We start from the raw sequence: 16,975 nt of genomic DNA on the forward strand, positions 1-16,975 counted from the left end.
TCCCCACATTCCATGAAGAAGCCGGCCGTCTGCCGGTGCCGGGGCCGTTCCGCTCCCCGCGGTGCCGGACGGGGGCCGCCGGGCACCGCGGCCGTCGCCGGGGCCTCGGATCGTTCGTTGACAATACTCGGCGCACCTCCCCATACTCACTTCACTACATAACTAGTGAACCAGATGAGAAGCCGTCGCGCACCCCGGTGTCGCGGACGATCGCTCCGCCCGTTGCCCCTGTTTCGGGCCGGAGCCCGCGGAGCGCCGGTCCCCGCTGGTCGCGCAGGAGAGGAGCGAGAGCGTGGCGCACGTCGCGGTCGAGACCGGACACCGCCCGAAGCCCGCGGGGACGGCGCCACCGCGCGCGGCCCCGGCGGCGGGCGGCGGTCGCGCCGTCCTCGTACGGCAGATGGTCCTGCTGTCGCTCCTGGCACTCCTGGTCCGGGCGCCGTCCTTCGGCCGCCCGTTCTGGAGCCCGGACGAGGGCTATCTCGGCACGGAGGCGGTCCTCCTGCGCGCGGGCGGCACGATGTACGGGGACGTCGTGGACCGCAAACCCCCGCTGGTCCCCTGGCTCTACGAGGCGTGCTTCGCCCTCGCGGGGCCGCACGGGCTCTGGCTGGTGCGCGTCCTCGCCGTGGGGGCGCTCGCGCTCACCGGGATACTGGTCGCGCGGCTGGCGACACGGTGGTGGGGGCACTGGGCGGGACTCCCCGCGGGGGTCCTGACGGTGGCGGCCACGGCCGCGCTTCCCGCGCCGGACGCGATGGCGGCGACCTTCGAGGTGTTCCTGCTGCCCGCCACCGTCGCCGCGATGCACTTCGGGGCCCGACGGCGCTACCTGCTGGCCGGGCTGGCGGTGGCCGTCGCCACGCTGACCAAGCAGGTCGGTCTCGCGCCGCTGCTGCCGCTGGCCGTGCAGATCCTCGCCGGGCGCCGCCGGACGCGCGAGGCGGCGGCCCTCGTGGCGGGGACCGTCGCACCGCTGGCGCTGTGCGCCCTGGTCCTGGGCGTGCGGCCCTTCACGTTCTGGGTCTTCTTCTCCTCCGGCTCCTACGCCTCCTCACCCCCGGGACCGGCGGAGGCGGCCGGACGTGCCGGAAACGCGCTGCTGTGCCTGCTCACGGCCTTCGCCCTGACCCTGCTGCTCGTGCCACGGCTGCCGTGGCGGAACGCGCTCCGCCGCCCAGCCGACCGCACGCGGGCCACCGCTCCCCCGCCGCCCCGGGACGCGGCCCGGCGGGACGCCTCGCGGGCGCTCGCGGGATGGCTGCCCGCCTCGATGGCGGCGGTGGCCGTCGGCTGGCACTTCTACGGCCACTACTTCCTCCAGCTCACTCCCCCGCTGGCGCTGGGCTCCCTGTGGCTGGTGGACATCACGCGGCGCTCCGGCACCGGCGGACGGCGGAGCACCTGGGGCGGCGGGCCGGCGAGAACGGCGTCGGTGCTGGTGGCGGGGGCCCTCGTCGCCGCCGGGGCGTGGACGGCCGCCGCTGTGCGGAGCGCCCCGCCCGGTATGACCAAGGTCCTGCACGTGGCCACGGCCGTCGAGGAGCGCACGGCACCCGGGCAGCGGGTGTTCCAGTGGGGGATGCACCCGGAGATCTACTGGCTCTCGGGGAGAAAACCGGCGAGCAGGTACCTGACGGCGGGGCTCCTGACGAACTTCAGCGGCGGCGGCGACCCCGCCCGCGTGGGGCGGCGGTACGCCGTGCCCGGCGCCTGGGACCGCTTCCGCCGCGAGCTGGCCGCCTCCCCGCCCTGCCTCGTCGTCGACGACTCCGCCGGGACCCCGTACCGCCTGGCGGACTACCCGGAGCTGCGGAATCTGCTCGCGCGCGACTACCGGCGGGTGGCCACGGTGGACGGGGCGCGTCTCTACCAGCGGGACACGTGTTGAGCACGGACCGGGGGCGGGGGGCCGGCGCAGCACCGGTCCCCCCGCGCGGGACACGGCTCCGTGGCGCGGACGCCGGTCGGCGCGCCGCGTCCCGCCCCCGGGGCTCGCTCACTCCTTGACGAAGGCCAGGAGGTCGGGGTTGAGGACGTCGGCGTGGGTGGTCAGCATGCCGTGGGGGTAGCCCTCGTAGGTCTTCAGCCGGCTGTTCTTCAGGAGCTTGGCGGAGAGCGGCGCCGCGTCGTCGTAGGGGACGACCTGATCGCCCGTGCCGTGCGCGACCAGGACGGGCACCTCGATCCGCTTGAGGTCCTCGGTGAAGTCCGTCTCGGAGAACGCCTTGATGCACTCGTAGTGGGCGTTCGCGGCGCCCATCATCCCCTGCCGCCACCAGTTGTCGATCACGGCCTGCGACTTCTCCACGCCGGGCTGGTCGAAGTTGTAGAACGGCCCGGAGGGGACGTCGACGTAGAACTGCGCGCGGTTCGCGGCGAGGGCGGCGCGGAAGCCGTCGAAGACCTCCAGCGGCAGGCCGCCGGGGTTGGCTTCCGTCCGCAGCATGAGCGGCGGCACCGACGAGACCAGCACGGCCTTGGCGACCCGGCCGGGCTTCGCCCGCGCCACGTAGCGGGCCACCTCGCCGCCGCCCGTGGAGTGGCCGATGTGGACGGCGTCGCGCAGGTCGAGCGCGTCGGTGAGGGCCGCGACGTCGGCGGCGTAGGTGTCCATCTCGTGGCCGCCCGCGCTCTGGCTGGAGCGCCCGTGGCCGCGGCGGTCGTGGGCGATGACGCGGTAGCCCTGAGCGAGGAAGAACAGCATCTGGGCGTCCCAGTCGTCCGCGCTCAGGGGCCAGCCGTGGTGGAAGACGATCGGCTGGGCGTCGCGGGGACCCCAGTCCTTGTAGTAGATGTGCGTGCCGTCCGTGGTGGTGATCTCGCTCATGGAAAATCCCTCCGTCTGCGGCGGTTTCGCCAAAGATTCATTATCCCGGCACGGCCGTCGCGTGCGAGTCGGGAGCGGGCGTCATGGCGGGATCTCCTCGTCGCCTCCGAACCGGTGCGGCCGTTCCGGCGCCGCGCCTCGCTTGGGCGGCCCGGCGGGGCGCGGGAAGCACCGGCGTCGGCGAGCCCCGGCCCCCCGCGGGCGCCCGTGCGTGATGCTGGGCGCACGGCGTCCTGGCGGAGGTGCGATGGAGCGGGCCGAGGTGGTGATCGTGGGGGCCGGGGCCTCGGGGCTCAGTCTCGCCCTCGCCCTGGCGGAGCACGCCCCCGGTGCCGCCCCGGTGGTGGTGCTCGACGCGGCGGACGCGGGGCTGCGGACTGTCGACCGGACGTGGTGCTGGTGGGAAGCCGCGCACGGCCCGTACGACGACATGCTCGCCGCCTCCTGGGACCGGTTGCGGCTCGTGGGGGCGGACGGCGAGGTCGTCCCGCTCCGGCTCCCGGAGTCGCGGTACAAGATGCTGCGCTCGCCGGTGTTCGAGGCGGGTGCGCGGGAGCGGCTGGCCCATGCGGCGGGGACGCGCCTCGTCCCGGGCACCGTGGTCGGGATCGTCCCGCGCCCGGACGGCTCACTCGTCCGGGCGCGGGACGCGCGGGACCGCGAGTTCACCGTCCGCGCGCGGTGGGTCTTCGACTCGCGGCCCGTCTCGCCGCTGCCCCCGGCGCGCACCCTGCTGTGGCAGCACTTCCGCGGATGGTTCCTGCGGACCGCCGCGCCGGTCTTCACCCCGGACGCGGTCGATCTGATGGACTTCCGCACTCCGCAGCCCGCCCGGGGGCTCTCCTTCTGCTACGTGCTGCCGCTCGGCCCGTGCGAGGCGCTCGTCGAGTACACCGAGTTCTCGCGGCAGCGGCTCACGCGCGCCGCCTACGAGCGGGAACTGCGCCGGTACGTGCGCGAGGTGCTCGGCGTGGACGCGTACGAGGTGACGGGCAGTGAGCAGGGCGCGATCCCGATGACGGACGGGGTGTTCGGGCGGCGGGCGGGTCCGGGGGTGTTCCGGATCGGGACGGCGGGCGGGGCGACGCGCCCGGCGACCGGGTACACCTTCGCGGCGGTGCAGCGGCAGGCGCGGGCGGTGGCCGAGCGGCTGGCGCGCGGGGCCGAGCCGGTGCCGCCGCCGTCGTACGGGCGGCGGGCGCGGGCGATGGACGCCGTGCTGCTGCGGGCGCTGGACCGGGACCGGGTGCGGGGGCCGGAGTTCTTCACGGGGCTGTTCGGCGGGGTTCCGGTGGAACGGGTGCTGCGCTTCCTCGACGGGCGCACGACGTGGGCGGAGGATCTGGGAATCGGGCTGCGGGTGCCGGTCGGCGCGATGACGGCGACGGCGCTGGAGCTGCCGTTCGTCCGGCGGCGCCCCGGTGGTTGACGGTACGGACAGGGAGCGTGGGCATGACGGTTTCAGGGGTACGGCGCGGGCGCGACCGGCGGGCCGTGGTGCTGCCGGGGCCGCAGGGACGGGCGCGGGCGGGCGCGCGGCGGCCCTCGGTGGTCGTGGTGGGCGGCGGGATCGCGGGGCTCGCGGCGGCGACGGGGCTCGTCGAGCGCGGTGTACGGGTGACGGTCCTGGAGCGGGAGCCGGTGCTCGGGGGGCGGCTCGCGGGGTGGTCGACACGGCTCGCGGACGGCTCCGAGGCGACGATGAGCCGGGGGTTCCATGCGTTCTTCCGGCAGTACTACAACCTGCGGGGGCTGTTGCGGCGGACCGATCCCGGGTTGCGGGGCCTGCGGGGCTTGCCGGACTACCCGCTCGCGCACGCGCGGGGGCTGACGGACAGTTTCCGCCGGGTGCCGCGCACGCCGCCGTGGAGCGCGCTCGGGTTCGTGGCGCTGAGCCCGTCGTTCGGGGCGCGCGATCTCCTCGGGATGGCGCCGCGCGAGGCGCTGCCGCTGCTGGACGTGCGGGTGCCGGAGGTGTACGAGCGGCTGGACGGGGTCAGCGCGGCGGACTTCCTCGCCCGGGTGCGTTTCCCCGAGGACGCGCGGCACTTGGCGTTCGAGGTGTTCTCGCGGAGCTTCTTCGCCGATCCGGCGGAGCTGTCGGCGGCCGAGCTGGTGCTGATGTTCCACATCTACTTCCTGGGCTCCTCCGAGGGGCTGCTCTTCGACGTGCCGACCGAGCCGTATCCGCGGGCGCTGTGGGAACCGCTCGCCGGTTACCTGGAGAAGCTGGGCGCGCGGGTGTGTACGGGGACGGGTGCCGAGGTGGTGGAGCCGGCGCCGGAGGGCCGCAAGCGGGTACTGACCGGTGACGGCGCCATCGAGGCGGACGCCGTGGTCCTCGCGCTGGACGCGGGCGGGCTGCGGCGGCTCGTGGCGGCCTCGCCGGGTCTCGGGGACGCGCGGTGGCGGGAGGGCATCGGCCGTCTGCGGACGGCGCCGCCCTTCCTCGTGAGCCGGCTGTGGTTGCGGGAGCCGGTGGGAGCGGAGCGGCCCGGTTTCCTCGGGACGAGCGGTTTCGGTGGGCTGGACAACGTGAGCGTTCTGGAGCGGTGGGAGGGGGAGGCGGCGCGCTGGGCGGCGCGCACGGGCGGTTCGGTGGTCGAACTGCACGCGTACGCGGTGGACCCGGCCGCCGACCGGACGGCCGTCGCGGCCCGGCTGCGGGAGCAGTTGGCGCGGGTGTACCCGGAGACGGCGGGGGTGGCGAGTGTCGACGAGCGGCACGAATGGCGGGCGGACTGCCCGCACTTCCCCGTCGGTTCGTACGCGGACCGGCCGGCGGTGCGCACCCCGGACCCGGCCGTGATGGTCGCGGGTGACCTGGTGCGTACGGGGCTGCCGGTGGCGCTCATGGAGCGGGCGGCGACCTCGGGGTTCCTCGCCTCGAACGCCTTGCTCTCCGGGTGGGGGCTGCGGGGGCAGACCTTGTGGACGGTGCCGGTGCGGGGGCGGTCGGCGGTGCTGCGGGCGCTGGTGCGGGCGGCGGGGCGCTGAGCGGCGCGCTGCCGGTCAGCCGGGGAAGCGGCCGGTGGAGCGCAGGAGCCAGCGGCGTTCGGCGTAGGCGAGGTCGTCGCGCCACAGGCGGGCGGCGGCGGCGCGCACGAGGGGGCGCAGTGCGGGCGCGGAGCGGCGGGCGAGGGCGAAGCCGGGGCGCGGCGAGGTGGCGATGACGGCTTCGGTGACGGCGGTGCGGGGGCGGCCCTCGGAGTCGGGGGCGAGGGGCGTGGCGTGGGTCTCGACGACGGAGCCGGTGCCTTCGCCCTCGGTGATGTGCATGACGACGGTGCGGGGTTCGGGTGCGGTGAAGACGGCGGTGACGGGGATGACGGCGCGTCCGGCGAGCTTGAAGGAGACGCTGACGGTGAGGGCGTCGTCGTCGGTGCCGGTGACGCGGAGGTCCACGAAGGAGTAGGGGTGGAACCAGGCCCCGTGCCAGGGGTCGAGGCGGTTGGCGACGACGTCCTCGGGCTCGCAGGTGCCCTCCGTGCGGTAGACGGCGGCGAGTGCTCCGGTGGGCTCGGGACGTGCGGGCAGGACGGGCGCGGGGAGGGGTTCCTCGCCGCCTGCGGTGTCGAGGCGTACCCAGGTGAGGACGCCGTCGTCGTGGGCGGGGTAGGTCTGCCAGCCGGCGGTGGGGGTGCCGTCGAGGGCGAGGCCGTGCCAGCGGCAGACGAGGGTGCCCGCGCGCAGGGGGCTGTCGCACAGGGGGGCGCCGAGGTGGGGGCAGCTCCCGGAGCCTGCCGCCAGGTCTCCGCCGGGGGTGCGCCAGGCGACGACCTCGGTGCCGGCGACGGTGGCGGCGAGGGGGCGGGGCGCGCCGGGGCGGACGGCGGTGGAGGGGCCGAGGACGTACCAGTTGCCGGAGGGGCGGTGCTGGGCGCGGTCGAGAGCGTCGCGGATGAGGGCGGGTCTGGCGTCGCGCCAGGTGGGGCGCATGCGGTCCCAGGGGACGGGGTGCTTGCGCAGCCTCAGCGGGACGCGGGGGCGGTTTCCCGGCACGGGGTGCTCCTTTCGGGGGCCGCGGGGCGGGCGTCGGGGCGTCGCGTGGCGGCGCGGGCGCGGCGGCGGGCGGCGGCGAGGCGGGCGAGGCCGTCGGCGGCGACGAGGGCGCGACGGAGCGGGGGGACGGCGGCGCGGCGGTGGACGGCCGCGTAGCCGTCGGCGGCGACGGCGTCGAGGATGCCGCCGTAGAGGACGAAGGCGGTGCGGATGCAGGGGCGGGCGACGGGGTCGAGCATCGCGAGGCCGGGGGCGGCCTCGCGGTAGACGCCGCGGGTCAGTGCGGCTGCGGCGCGCAGGGCGGCGGTGATGCGGGCGTCGCGGGTGCCGCTCGCGCGGCTCCATTCGAGGAGCGGGCGGTCCACGCCGTGGGCGGCGAGGAGGTCGGCGGGCAGGTAGACGCGGCCCCGGTCGAGGTCCTCGCCGACGTCGCGGAGGAAGTTGGTGAGCTGGAAGGCGCGGCCGAGGGCGGCGGCGTGGGGGGCCGCCTCGGCGCGGGGGACTACGGTGCCGAGGACGGGGAGCATCTGGAGGCCGATGACGGCGGCGGAGCCGTGCATGTAGCCGCACAGGTCCTCGTAGGTGGCGTAGTCGGTGACGGCGAGGTCGGCGCGCATCGCGGTCATGAAGTCGGCGAAGTGCTGGTGGTCGATCGCGTAGCGCTCGGCGGTGTCGGCGAGGGCGCGGACGACGGGTTCGGTCGCGGTGCGGTCGCGGAGTCCGGCGAGGAGCTGGGCGCGCCAGCGGTCGAGGGCCGCGGCGCGGGCGGCGGGCGGTGTGTCCTCGCCGAGGTCGTCGACGATGTCGTCGGCCCAGCGGGCGAAGCCGTAGAGGGCGTGGACGGCGGGGCGGCGGTCGGGGGGCAGGAGGCGGGTGGCGAGGAAGTAGGTGCGGCCGTGGGTCGCGTTGAGGGTGCGGCAGGTCGTGTAGGCCGTGCGCAGAGCGGGGTCGGTGATGCGGGCGGCGTCGAGTTCGCGCGCGGTCATCGGTGGCCTCCGGCGGGTGCGGGTGCGGTCATCGGTGGCCTCCGGTGATGCGGGCGGCGGCGAGTTTGCCGGAGAGCAGGACGGTGGGGACGCCGACGCCGGGGGTGGTGCCGCAGCCGGCGAGGACCGCGTTGGTGGTGCCGCGGACGAGGTTGCGGGGGCGGAAGGGGCCGGTCTGGGCGAAGGTGTGGGCGGCGGAGAAGGGGGTGCCGGCTGCGTGTCCGCGGGTGTGCCAGGTGGCGGGGGTGACGAGGGTCTCGTGTTCGATCGAGTCCGCGATGCCGGTCATCCCGCGCTGCTCCAGGACGGCGAGGAGGCTGTCGCGGTAGCGGGGGGCGAGGTCGTGCCACGCGGCGGGGCCGGGGCCGAGGGCGGTGTTGGGGCAGGGCGCGAGGATGTAGTGGAGGTGTTTGCCCGGGGGTGCGAGGGCGGGGTCGGTCGCGGTGGGCCGCGTGATGAGCAGCGAGGGATCGCTCATGAGGCGACCGTGCCGGGTGAGTTCGTCGAAGGTGGCGGCCCAGGAGTGCCCGAAGTCGAGGGTGTGGTGGCCGAGGTGGTCCCAGGTGCGGTCGGTCCCGGCGTGGAGGACGACGGCGGACGGGGCGAAGCGGAGCGGGACGGCCCTGCGCGGGCGAGCGCCGAGCAGGTCGTAGGTGACCGGCAGGTCGGGGGTGAGGACGACGGCGTCGCACGCGATGCGCTCGTCCGGCACGTGGACGGCGGTGACGCGGCCCGCGCCGCGCTCCAGGCTCAGCACCGGTGTGGAGAAGCGCAGTTCGGCCCCGGCGGCGGTGGCCGCCGCCGCCATCGCGCGGGGCACGGCGTGCATGCCGCCGCGCGGGAAGTACACCCCGGCGACGGTGTCCATGTAGGCGATCACGGCGTAGGCGGCGAGGGCGCGGGCGGGCGCGACCCCCGCGTACAGGGACTGGAAGGTGAAGACGCGGCGCAGGCGCTCGTCGCGCAGGAAGTGGCCGATCCGGGTGTCGAGGCGCCCGAAGCCGCCGAGCGCGGCGAGCCGGGCGAGGTCGGGGGTGAGCAGGCCGAGCGGCGAGTCGAAGTTGCTGTCGATGAAGCGGCGCATCTGGGCGCGGTACAGGCGGGTGAGCCAGATGCGCAGGCGGCGGTAGCCGAGTGCGTCGTCGGGACCGGCGAAGTCGCGGACCGCTTCCTCCATCGCCGTCGCGTCGGTGTGCACGGGCAGGGTGCTGCCGTCGGCGAACCGGGCGTGGTAGGCGGGGTGGAGCGGGACGAGGTCGAGGTGGTCGGAGAGGCGTTGGCCGACCGCCGCGAAGCCCTCCTCCAGCAGCTCGGGCATGGTGAGCACGGTGGGCCCGGTGTCGTGGTGGTAGTCGCCGTGGCGGAGCAGGCCCGCGCGTCCGCCGGGCAGCGGGTCGCGTTCGAGCACGGTGACGCGGCGACCGGCACCGAGCAGGTGGAGGGCGGCGGAGAGCCCGGCGAGTCCGGCGCCGACGACGACGACGTGGGAGGTGGGGCCTGCGACGGTCTTCAGGACGGCTCCTCGGCTGGGGAGGGGTTCGGATGCGTGCCGGGGGGCGTGGGGGCGGCGGGCCGGAGGGGGCGGCGCCCGTGTGGGGCCGCCGCGCGGGCGTGCGGGCGGGTCCGATCCTCGGGGTCGGGCCGCTGCGGGCCCGCCGGACGGACGGGCCCCGGTGTCTGGGGGGCCGCGTGGCCGGGACCGCTCCCGCCCCGGGCCGGGCGCGGGTGGGCCGGGGCCGGTGCGAGCGGCGCGTCGGCGGGAGCGACCGTGCCCGCCGCGAGCCGGACGAGGGCGAGCAGCCGGGCGCGCGCCTCGGGGGCCTCGGGCAGCGCCTCCACGTGCGCGCTCGCCCGGCCCACGAGGCGGGCGATGTGCGCCTCGACGTCGCGGCGGGCGCCGGTCTCCTCCAGGACTTCGCGTACGGCGGCGAGTTCGGCGGGACCTGCCGCCGGGTTGCCGTAGCAGCGCCGCAGGACGGCGAGCGCGGCCCCCCGGGGGCGGGCGGCGGCACGCGAGAAGCCGAGCGCGGCGAGAAGGGTGGGCTTGCCCTCCCGGATGTCCTCGCCGGTGGGCTTGCCGGTACGGGCCGGGTCGCCCCAGACGGCGAGGAGGTCGTCGCGGAGCTGGAAGGCGAGCCCGGCCGCGCCGCCCGCGGCGCGCAGCACGCGGCACACCTCGGGCGGGGCGGCGGCCAGGAGGGCGCCCAGTTCGAGGGGGCGCGCGACCGAGTAGCGCCCGCTCTTGAGGACGGCGGTGCGCAGGGCGTGGGTCGCGGAGTGGGAGGCGTCGGCCTGGCCCGCGAGGTCGAGGTACTGACCGGCGATCATCTCGGTGCGCAGCACGCTCCACAGGCGGCGCACCGGCGCGGCCACCTCAGGCGGCGGGTGGGCGTCGGCGAACGTGTCCTCGGCCCACACCATGGCGAGGTCTCCCGCGAGGACGGCCGCCGACTGGCCGAAGCCGAGCGCTCCGGGCCCGGCCGCGGCCGCGCGCGTGGAGCCGAGGAGGACGTGCAGGGCGGGCTGCCCGCGCCGGACGGGCGAGTTGTCCATGACGTCGTCCTGCACGAGCGCGCAGGACTGGAGGAGTTCGACGGCCGCGCCCACGGTGAGCGCGGCGGCGACGGTCCCGGGCGGCGGGGCGGGGCAGGCCACGCGGAGCCCCCACCACACGAACGCCGAGCGCAGCCGCCGCCCGCCGCCGCGCGTGGTGGCCGCGAGCCACTGCGCGACCTGGCGGCCGAAGGAGGCGTCGAGGCGGGCGGCCTCCGCCACCCGGGGAGCCAGCAGCCGCTCCAGGACCTCGGCGACGGCGGCGGACGGCCGCGCGTCCACGACCCGCCAGTCCGGCGGCTGCTCCTGTGCTCGCACCACCCGCGCGCTCCTCCGTTCCCGCCCGTCGCCGTGCCGCACCTCACGTGGGACGGGGGCGGGGCACAGGCCCTGTCCCCCACCCCTTCCCGCCCTGTCTCCCCTCTCCCCCGCCACCACCCGGATGGCGGTACCCGGATTTCCACCCGTCTCCGCGCACGCGTCGACGGCGTGGCGCACGACTTCGGCGGGGGCGCCCGTTCGGGAGGGTGACGGGGCGAGAGCGGCCGTCCGGTTTCGTGCGGGTCTTCCACGACGGCGTACGTGGTGTGCCCGTCGGCGGCTACTGCAGCGGTCCGTCGTTGAGCCGCACAACCCTGTACGGGTGCGGGAACTGCCGACGGGCGATCAGGTCGGTCACGCCGGGGACGGCGAAGCGCGCGGCGCGGGCTGGCCTGCCGGAGAAGCCGAGGCGCACGACCGCGTCGGCGACGAGAACGGGGCCGTGCTCGTCGCCGGTCAACACCGGTCCGTCCGGTTCCACCGGACGTGTGGCGCGGTGGGGACATGCGGTCCGGCGGGAGGGGGCAGGCATCGGGGTGTTCTTACACGCTCTACTGAACCGAGAACACTCATGGGACTCATGCGTCTCCGCAGGACCGCCGTCGCTCTGGCCGTCGGGGTGGTCGCCTCCGGGCTCGCCGCGGCGGTGCCCGCGTCGGCCGCTCCGGGTACGGGGGGCCACCACGGAGGGCCGCGGCCGTCCGCCTGCCGGCCCGCCAACCACCTGGCGAAGATCACCGAGGCGCCGCACAGTGCCGGGCACCACCACTACCGGGTGACGCTCACCGCGCCGCGCGGGTACGCCTCCTGCACCCTGGCCGGTTCGCCGGTCGACGTGCGCTTCTCGCGCGACGGGAAGGACAGCGGGCTCCGTGCCGGGCGGTACGGCAAGCAGGGGCACAAGGTGGTGCTGAAGTACGGGCACCCGGTGCACTTCGACATCCAGGTGCCGACCGACGCCCGTCAGGTCCGCGCCGACGAGGTCGGGTTCACGCTGCGCGCGCCGGGCGGGGAGATCCCGGGGACGTCGTTCGCGGACGGGAAGCTGAGGGTGGCGCGCGGCACGCTCGTCGGGCCGGTCCGGGCGGGATGAGGCGGAGGCCCCCGGGAAACACCCCGGGGGCCTCTCGCGCGCGGTGGGATCAGGCGACGTCGAAGCGGTCGAGGTCCATGACCTTCGACCAGGCCGCCGCGAAGTCCGCGGTGAACTTGGCAGCCGCGTCGTCACTCGCGTAGACCTCTGCGAGGGCGCGCAGCTCCGAGTTCGAGCCGAAGACGAGGTCCGCGCGGGTGCCGGTCCAGACGACCTCGTCGTCGGTGCCGGTGGCCTGGTAGGTGCCGCTGCCGTCGGCGGCGGGGCGCCAGGAGGCGTCCAGGAGGTTGACGAAGAAGTCGTTCGTCAGGACTCCGGGGCGGTCCGTGAGGACGCCCGCCGCCGAGCCGCCCGTGTTCGCGCCCAGGACGCGCAGGCCGCCGACGAGGACCGTCATCTCGGGGGCGGAGAGCCCGAGGAGGTTGGCGCGGTCCACGAGGAGGTACTCCGCGGGGAGCCGCGCGGCCTTGCCCGTGTAGTTGCGGAAGCCGTCCGCGACCGGCTCCAGCGCGGCGAACGACTCGGCGTCGGTGTGCTCGTCGGTCGCGTCGACCCGGCCCGGGGTGAAGGCGACGTCGACGGCGTGGCCGCCGTCGGCCGCGGCCTTCTCCACGGCCGCCGTACCAGCCAGGACGATGAGGTCGGCGAGCGAGACGTGGCCGCCGGTCGCGGCGAAGTCGCGCTGGACCGCCTCCAGGCCCGTCAGGACGGTCGCGAGGCGCTCGGGGTCGTTGGCCTCCCACGCGCGCTGCGGGGTGAGGCGGATACGGGCGCCGTTGGCACCGCCGCGCTTGTCGCTGCCGCGGAACGTCGAGGCGGAGGCCCAGGCGGTGAAGACGAGGTCGGAGACGGAGAGCCCGGAGGCGAGGACCTTCTCCTTGAGCGTCGCGATGTCGGCGGCGGCGAGCGGGGCGCCCTCGGCGGCGGGCAGCGGGTCCTGCCACAGGAGCGTCTCGGCGGGCACCTCGGGGCCGAGGTAGAGGGACTTGGGGCCCATGTCGCGGTGGGTGAGCTTGTACCAGGCGCGGGCGAAGGCGTCGGCGAACGCGGCCGGGTCCTCGTGGAAGCGGCGGGCGATCGGCTCGTAGACCGGGTCGAAGCGCAGGGCCAGGTCGGTGGTGAGCATGTTCGGCGCGATCTTCTTCGCCGGGTCGTGGGCGTCCGGCACGGTGCCCTCGCCCGCGCCGTCCTTCGGCTTCCACTGGTGGGCGCCGGCGGGGCTCTTCGTCAGCTCCCACTCGTAGCCGAAGAGGTTGTCGAAGAAGCCGTTGCCCCACTGCGTGGGGGTGGTGGTCCAGGTGACTTCGAGACCCGAGGTGATGGCGTCGGCGCCCTTGCCGCTGCGGAAGGTGTTGCGCCAGCCGAGGCCCTGCTCCTCCAGCCCGGCGGCCTCCGGGTCGTCGCCCACGCTCTCGGAGGGGCCGGCGCCGTGGGTCTTGCCGAACGTGTGGCCGCCCGCGATGAGCGCGACCGTCTCCTCGTCGTTCATCGCCATGCGGCGGAAGGTCTCGCGGATGTCGCGGGCCGCGGCGAGCGGGTCCGGGTTGCCGTTGGGGCCCTCGGGGTTGACGTAGATGAGGCCCATCTGGACGGCTCCGAGGGGCTCTTCGAGCTGCCGGTCGCCCGTGTAGCGCTCGTCGCCGAGCCACGTCGTCTCCGGGCCCCAGTAGACGTCGTCCTCGGGCTCCCAGACGTCCGCGCGCCCACCCGCGAAGCCGAAGGTCTCGAAGCCCATGGACTCCAGGGCGACGTTCCCGGCGAGGACGAGGAGGTCGGCCCAGGAGAGGTTCTGCCCGTACTTCTTCTTCACGGGCCACAGCAGGCGGCGGGCCTTGTCGAGGTTGACGTTGTCCGGCCAGCTGTTGAGCGGGGCGAAGCGCTGCTGGCCCGCTCCGGCGCCGCCGCGGCCGTCACTGATCCGGTACGTACCGGCGCTGTGCCAGGCCATGCGGATGATGAGGGGACCGTAGTGGCCGAAGTCGGCCGGCCACCAGTCCTGCGAGGTGGTGAGGACCTCTTCGATGTCGCGCTTGACGGCGGGGAGGTCGAGGGACTGGAACGCCGCGGCGTAGTCGAAGTCCCCGCCGAGCGGGTTCGCCACCGGGGGGTTCTTCGCCAGGATCTTGAGGTTGAGCCGTTCCGGCCACCACTGCCGGTTGCCGCCGCCCTGGGTCGGATGGGGTGCGCGGGCGGTGTGCACGACCGGGCAGCCGCCGGACTCCTCGGTCTTCGGGTCGGTGACGATGGCGTCGTGGTTCTCGGTCATGGACATCCTTCCGGACCTGTGCGGTTCCTTGAGCACGTGCCGGAGGGCGTGGGGGCTGCGCGGGCAGGGCTGTGGCGGGCCCGCCCGGACGGCTTCAGCGCCGCGTCCCGACTCGTACCGGAACCGATCCTACGATGGACTTTGTCCAAGTCAAGAAAAAACCTACCCGGTGCATGACAGGACGGGCACGTGTACGGGTGGGGACGAGGCGCGGGATCGGGCGGAAGCACGGGACCCGGGCGAAGCGCGCAGGCGGGAAGCGCGGGGCCAGGACGAGGTCCGGGACCAGGGCGAGGTCCCGGATCAGGACGAGGCGCGGATCAGGACGAGGCGCGGATCAGGACGAGGCGCGGATCACGAGTTCCGGGTCGAAGACCACCGCGACGGGTTCCGCGGCGCCGCTCTCGATGTGGGTGTGCAGGAGGCGTGCCATCTCGGCGGCCATCTCCTCGACGGGCTGGCGGATCGTCGTGAGGGGCGGGTTGGCGGTGACGGCGGCGGTGCTGTCGTCGAAGCCGACGACGGAGACGTCGGCGGGGACGCGTCTGCCGCGTTCGCGCAGGACCTGGCAGGCGCCCTGGGCCATGAGGTCGTTGGCGGCGAAGACGCCGTCGAGGCCGGGGTGCTCGTCGAGGAGGCGGCGCATCGCCGTCTCGCCGCTGGCGAGGGTGAAGCCGCCCTCGGCGAACGGGACCCAGGCGTGGCCGTGGCGGGCCATCGCCTCGCGGAAGCCGGTGAAGCGCTCCTGCCCCGCGAGGACGTCGAGGGGCCCGGTGATGGTCGCGATGGTGCGGCGACCGCGCGCGAGGAGGTGGGCGGCGGCGAGCGCCGCGCCGTCGCGATGGGCCAGGTCGACGTAGCTGAGCGGGACCGGCAGCGCGGGGCGGGCGAAGAGGACGGCCGGGACGCCCGTGTCGGCGATGCGGGCGGGGAGCGGGTCGGCGGGGTGGGTGGTGACGACGAGGGCGCCGTCCGCGCTGCCCTGGCGCAGGTAGGCGATCGCCTCGGCGCGGGCCGCCTCGGTCTCCGCGAAGAGGAGGACGGGGTGGAGCGAGTGGGGCCGCAGATAGCCGATGATGCCGCTCACCGCGCGGCCGAAGAAGGGGTCGGCGAACACGCGGGCGGCGAATCCCGGGTCCGTGTCCTCGCCCTCGTCGCCCGCGCCGGAGACGACGAGGGCGACCGTTCCGGCCTTGCGCGTGACGAGGGAACGAGCGGCACGGTTCGGGGTGTAGCCGGTGGCGGTGATCGCCTCGCGGACCGCGCTCTGGATGCCGGGGTCGACATTGCGCACGCCGTTGACGACGCGCGAGACGGTGGCCCGGGACACCCCGGCGACGCGGGCGACGTCCTCCAGGGTCGCGGCCCGGCCGCGGGTCTGCGGCTCTCTGCTCATGGGAAGCAGCGTAACCCCTGGGAGAGCGCTCTCTTCCCGCCTCGTCGCAACCGGCACCAAAACCCTGTCCGGGCGGGGTGGCGGGGCCCGGCCGAACGGCCAACTTCCTTTGCAGGGACGGACGCAGGGGTGGCGACATCACGGAAACATGGTGTTCACCTTCTCTTGACATGTCTTCGACGGCAGCGGAACACTCCCGTTGGGAGAGCGCTCTCTCACTCCCGTCGCCCTGTTCCGCCCGGCCCCTGACGACGGGGCGGGACAGGGACGGGCGGGAGCGCGCTCGTCCTCCACACCCCCACGGACAACAGGAGGTCTCCGCATGTCGAGGAGATCGCGTTTCCGCAGATCGGCCTACGGGTCGGGACTGATGGTCACGGCGGGCCTGCTCGCCGCGACGGTGGGGCTGGTGCTTCCGCAGGCGTACGCCGGCGACCAGTCCTCCGCTTCGGCCCCCGCCTCGAAGGCCGCCGCCTCCACCTCGTCGCACGCCGGGATGAATCACGCGCAGGCCGCTCCCCGGGCCTTCGGTGACGACCCCGACGGAGACGGCTACATCCCGGCCAACCCCCCGGTCAGTGCCGAGCCCTCGCAGGCCAACCCCCCGCACCGCTACTTCCACGAGTTCCAGGCGCACTGCTCGGTGACCCACACCGCGCCGGACGACCCGATCGTCTTCCCCGGCCAGCCGGGCGCCTCGCACGACCACACGTTCATGGGGAACGTCTCCACGAACGGCAACTCCACGAGCGCGTCGATGGACGCGGCGAACGGCACCACGTGCGTGGCGCCGGGCGACAAGTCCGGGTACTGGATGCCCTCGCTCTACAAGGGCGACAAGAAGATCCTGCCGGTGGACGTCCAGACCATCTACTACAAGGCGGGAGTCACCGACTACACGAGCGTGCGGCCCTTCCCGAAGGGGCTGCGCTTCCTGGTCGGCAGCCCGATGCAGACCGCGCAGGAATTCCGCAACCACAAGGGCTTCGTCGAGGGCTGGGAGTGCGGGGAGAGCTACTTCAACACCGAGTTCCCCGCCTCGTGCCCGACCGGTCAGGACGTCCAGCTCAACATCCGCTTCCAGGCGCCCAGTTGCTGGGACGGGAAGTACCTGGACACCCCCAATCACACGAGCCACATGGCCTATCCGGTGGTCAAGGCGGGCACGAACGACAACGTGTGCCCGGCGGACCACCCGGTGGCGCTGCCGATGATCGAGTTCAAGATGGCGTGGCCGGTCAACGGTGACACGTCCGATCTGCGGCTCGCCAGCGGCGCGGCGCACACGTTCCACTACGACTTCTTCAACGCGTGGGACAACGCGACGCTCAAGGCGATGGTCGACCACTGCATCGTCGGCGGCCTCCAGTGCGACCCCAGGGGCTACGACCAGACGCACCCTGAGGCGGGCGCGGCACTCGACGAGAACTACGAGTTGCCGAGCTGATCCGGGCGCGGTGCCGGGGTGGCGCACATACGGGGGGCCGCCCCGGCGCCGTCGCACCGCACCGGGCGTCCTCGCCGTCCC

At 75.0% G+C, this 16,975-nt stretch carries 13 protein-coding genes; 5 read left to right on the top strand and 8 right to left on the bottom strand.

Going from position 1 to position 16,975, the window contains the following annotated elements; all coding sequences use genetic code 11:
- Positions 1 to 292 precede the first annotated feature (292 nt).
- The gene (locus tag STTU_RS35820) at positions 293 to 1,891 is read left to right on the top strand and encodes an ArnT family glycosyltransferase (protein WP_007818600.1); all 1,599 of its coding nucleotides are present in this window, start codon (positions 293 to 295) and stop codon (positions 1,889 to 1,891) included.
- Positions 1,892 to 1,999: 108 nt separating this feature from the next.
- Here STTU_RS35820 and STTU_RS00150 read toward each other — a convergent pair whose 3' ends face one another.
- The gene (locus tag STTU_RS00150; protein WP_007818601.1) at positions 2,000 to 2,830 is read right to left on the bottom strand and encodes an alpha/beta fold hydrolase; all 831 of its coding nucleotides are present in this window, start codon (positions 2,828 to 2,830) and stop codon (positions 2,000 to 2,002) included.
- 247 nt (positions 2,831 to 3,077) lie between these two features.
- Here STTU_RS00150 and STTU_RS00155 point away from each other — a divergent pair, with 247 nt between their 5' ends.
- Together STTU_RS00155 and STTU_RS00160 are read left to right on the top strand one after the other, a co-directional pair.
- Positions 3,078 to 4,259, top strand: coding sequence for a lycopene cyclase family protein (locus STTU_RS00155; RefSeq protein ID WP_007818606.1), 1,182 nt, complete (start codon positions 3,078 to 3,080; stop codon positions 4,257 to 4,259).
- Positions 4,260 to 4,282: 23 nt separating this feature from the next.
- On the top strand, positions 4,283 to 5,827 hold the full coding sequence (locus tag STTU_RS00160) for an NAD(P)/FAD-dependent oxidoreductase (protein ID WP_043253607.1): 1,545 nt from the start codon (positions 4,283 to 4,285) through the stop codon (positions 5,825 to 5,827).
- 15 nt (positions 5,828 to 5,842) lie between these two features.
- Here the strand turns inward: STTU_RS00160 and STTU_RS00165 are convergent, their stop codons facing one another.
- The 5 genes from STTU_RS00165 to STTU_RS00185 all read right to left on the bottom strand — a co-directional run bounded on the left by STTU_RS00165 (position 5,843) and on the right by STTU_RS00185 (position 11,155).
- Positions 5,843 to 6,769, bottom strand: coding sequence for a DUF5914 domain-containing protein (locus tag STTU_RS00165; protein WP_007818611.1), 927 nt, complete (start codon positions 6,767 to 6,769; stop codon positions 5,843 to 5,845).
- Positions 6,770 to 6,801: 32 nt separating this feature from the next.
- Positions 6,802 to 7,818: a phytoene/squalene synthase family protein gene (locus STTU_RS00170; protein WP_007818612.1), complete on the bottom strand. Its 1,017-nt coding sequence runs from the start codon at positions 7,816 to 7,818 to the stop codon at positions 6,802 to 6,804.
- 28 nt (positions 7,819 to 7,846) lie between these two features.
- Entirely contained in the window at positions 7,847 to 9,331 is a 1,485-nt protein-coding gene (gene crtI / locus STTU_RS00175) for a phytoene desaturase family protein (RefSeq protein WP_078519070.1), read from the bottom strand.
- Positions 9,328 to 10,692 carry a polyprenyl synthetase family protein gene (locus STTU_RS00180; RefSeq protein ID WP_063894590.1) on the bottom strand — a complete coding sequence of 455 codons (1,365 nt, stop codon included), beginning with the start codon at positions 10,690 to 10,692 and terminating at the stop codon, positions 9,328 to 9,330. The genes crtI and STTU_RS00180 overlap by 4 nt, the downstream gene beginning before the upstream one ends.
- Before the next feature lie 280 nt (positions 10,693 to 10,972).
- Entirely contained in the window at positions 10,973 to 11,155 is a 183-nt protein-coding gene (locus STTU_RS00185; RefSeq protein WP_420713538.1) for a hypothetical protein, read from the bottom strand.
- Between the two features lie 108 nt (positions 11,156 to 11,263).
- On the opposite strand from STTU_RS00185, the gene STTU_RS00190 reads away from it, so the two are divergent.
- Complete coding sequence (locus tag STTU_RS00190; RefSeq protein ID WP_007818616.1) at positions 11,264 to 11,785, top strand: DUF4232 domain-containing protein; 522 nt, start codon at positions 11,264 to 11,266, stop codon at positions 11,783 to 11,785.
- A 49-nt stretch (positions 11,786 to 11,834) separates the two neighbouring features.
- Here the strand turns inward: STTU_RS00190 and katG are convergent, their stop codons facing one another.
- Both katG and STTU_RS00200 read right to left on the bottom strand, forming a co-directional pair.
- Positions 11,835 to 14,051, bottom strand: coding sequence for a catalase/peroxidase HPI (katG, locus tag STTU_RS00195; protein ID WP_043256922.1), 2,217 nt, complete (start codon positions 14,049 to 14,051; stop codon positions 11,835 to 11,837).
- 337 nt (positions 14,052 to 14,388) lie between these two features.
- Positions 14,389 to 15,447: a LacI family DNA-binding transcriptional regulator gene (locus tag STTU_RS00200; RefSeq protein ID WP_007818621.1), complete on the bottom strand. Its 1,059-nt coding sequence runs from the start codon at positions 15,445 to 15,447 to the stop codon at positions 14,389 to 14,391.
- A gap of 370 nt (positions 15,448 to 15,817) precedes the next feature.
- On the opposite strand from STTU_RS00200, the gene STTU_RS00205 reads away from it, so the two are divergent.
- Positions 15,818 to 16,894, top strand: coding sequence for a DUF1996 domain-containing protein (locus STTU_RS00205; RefSeq protein WP_007818622.1), 1,077 nt, complete (start codon positions 15,818 to 15,820; stop codon positions 16,892 to 16,894).
- Positions 16,895 to 16,975: the final 81 nt, after the last annotated feature.

The sequence above is a fragment of the Streptomyces sp. Tu6071 genome, assembly GCF_000213055.1.
Taxonomy (GTDB): domain Bacteria; phylum Actinomycetota; class Actinomycetes; order Streptomycetales; family Streptomycetaceae; genus Streptomyces; species Streptomyces evansiae.

What these genes read in the sequence shown, in the direction of transcription:
- STTU_RS00190 (WP_007818616.1), top strand. Translation starts at nt 11,264, where the DNA reads ATGGGACTCATGCGTCTCCGCAGGACCGCCGTCGCTCTGGCCGTCGGG.
- STTU_RS00205 (WP_007818622.1), top strand. Translation starts at nt 15,818, where the DNA reads ATGGTCACGGCGGGCCTGCTCGCCGCGACGGTGGGGCTGGTGCTTCCG.
- katG (WP_043256922.1), bottom strand. Translation starts at nt 14,051, where the DNA reads ATGACCGAGAACCACGACGCCATCGTCACCGACCCGAAGACCGAGGAG.
- STTU_RS00155 (WP_007818606.1), top strand. Translation starts at nt 3,078, where the DNA reads ATGGAGCGGGCCGAGGTGGTGATCGTGGGGGCCGGGGCCTCGGGGCTC.
- STTU_RS00160 (WP_043253607.1), top strand. Translation starts at nt 4,283, where the DNA reads ATGACGGTTTCAGGGGTACGGCGCGGGCGCGACCGGCGGGCCGTGGTG.
- STTU_RS00165 (WP_007818611.1), bottom strand. Translation starts at nt 6,769, where the DNA reads ATGCGCCCCACCTGGCGCGACGCCAGACCCGCCCTCATCCGCGACGCT.
- STTU_RS00150 (WP_007818601.1), bottom strand. Translation starts at nt 2,830, where the DNA reads ATGAGCGAGATCACCACCACGGACGGCACGCACATCTACTACAAGGAC.
- STTU_RS00170 (WP_007818612.1), bottom strand. Translation starts at nt 7,818, where the DNA reads ATGACCGCGCGCGAACTCGACGCCGCCCGCATCACCGACCCCGCTCTG.
- STTU_RS00200 (WP_007818621.1), bottom strand. Translation starts at nt 15,447, where the DNA reads ATGAGCAGAGAGCCGCAGACCCGCGGCCGGGCCGCGACCCTGGAGGAC.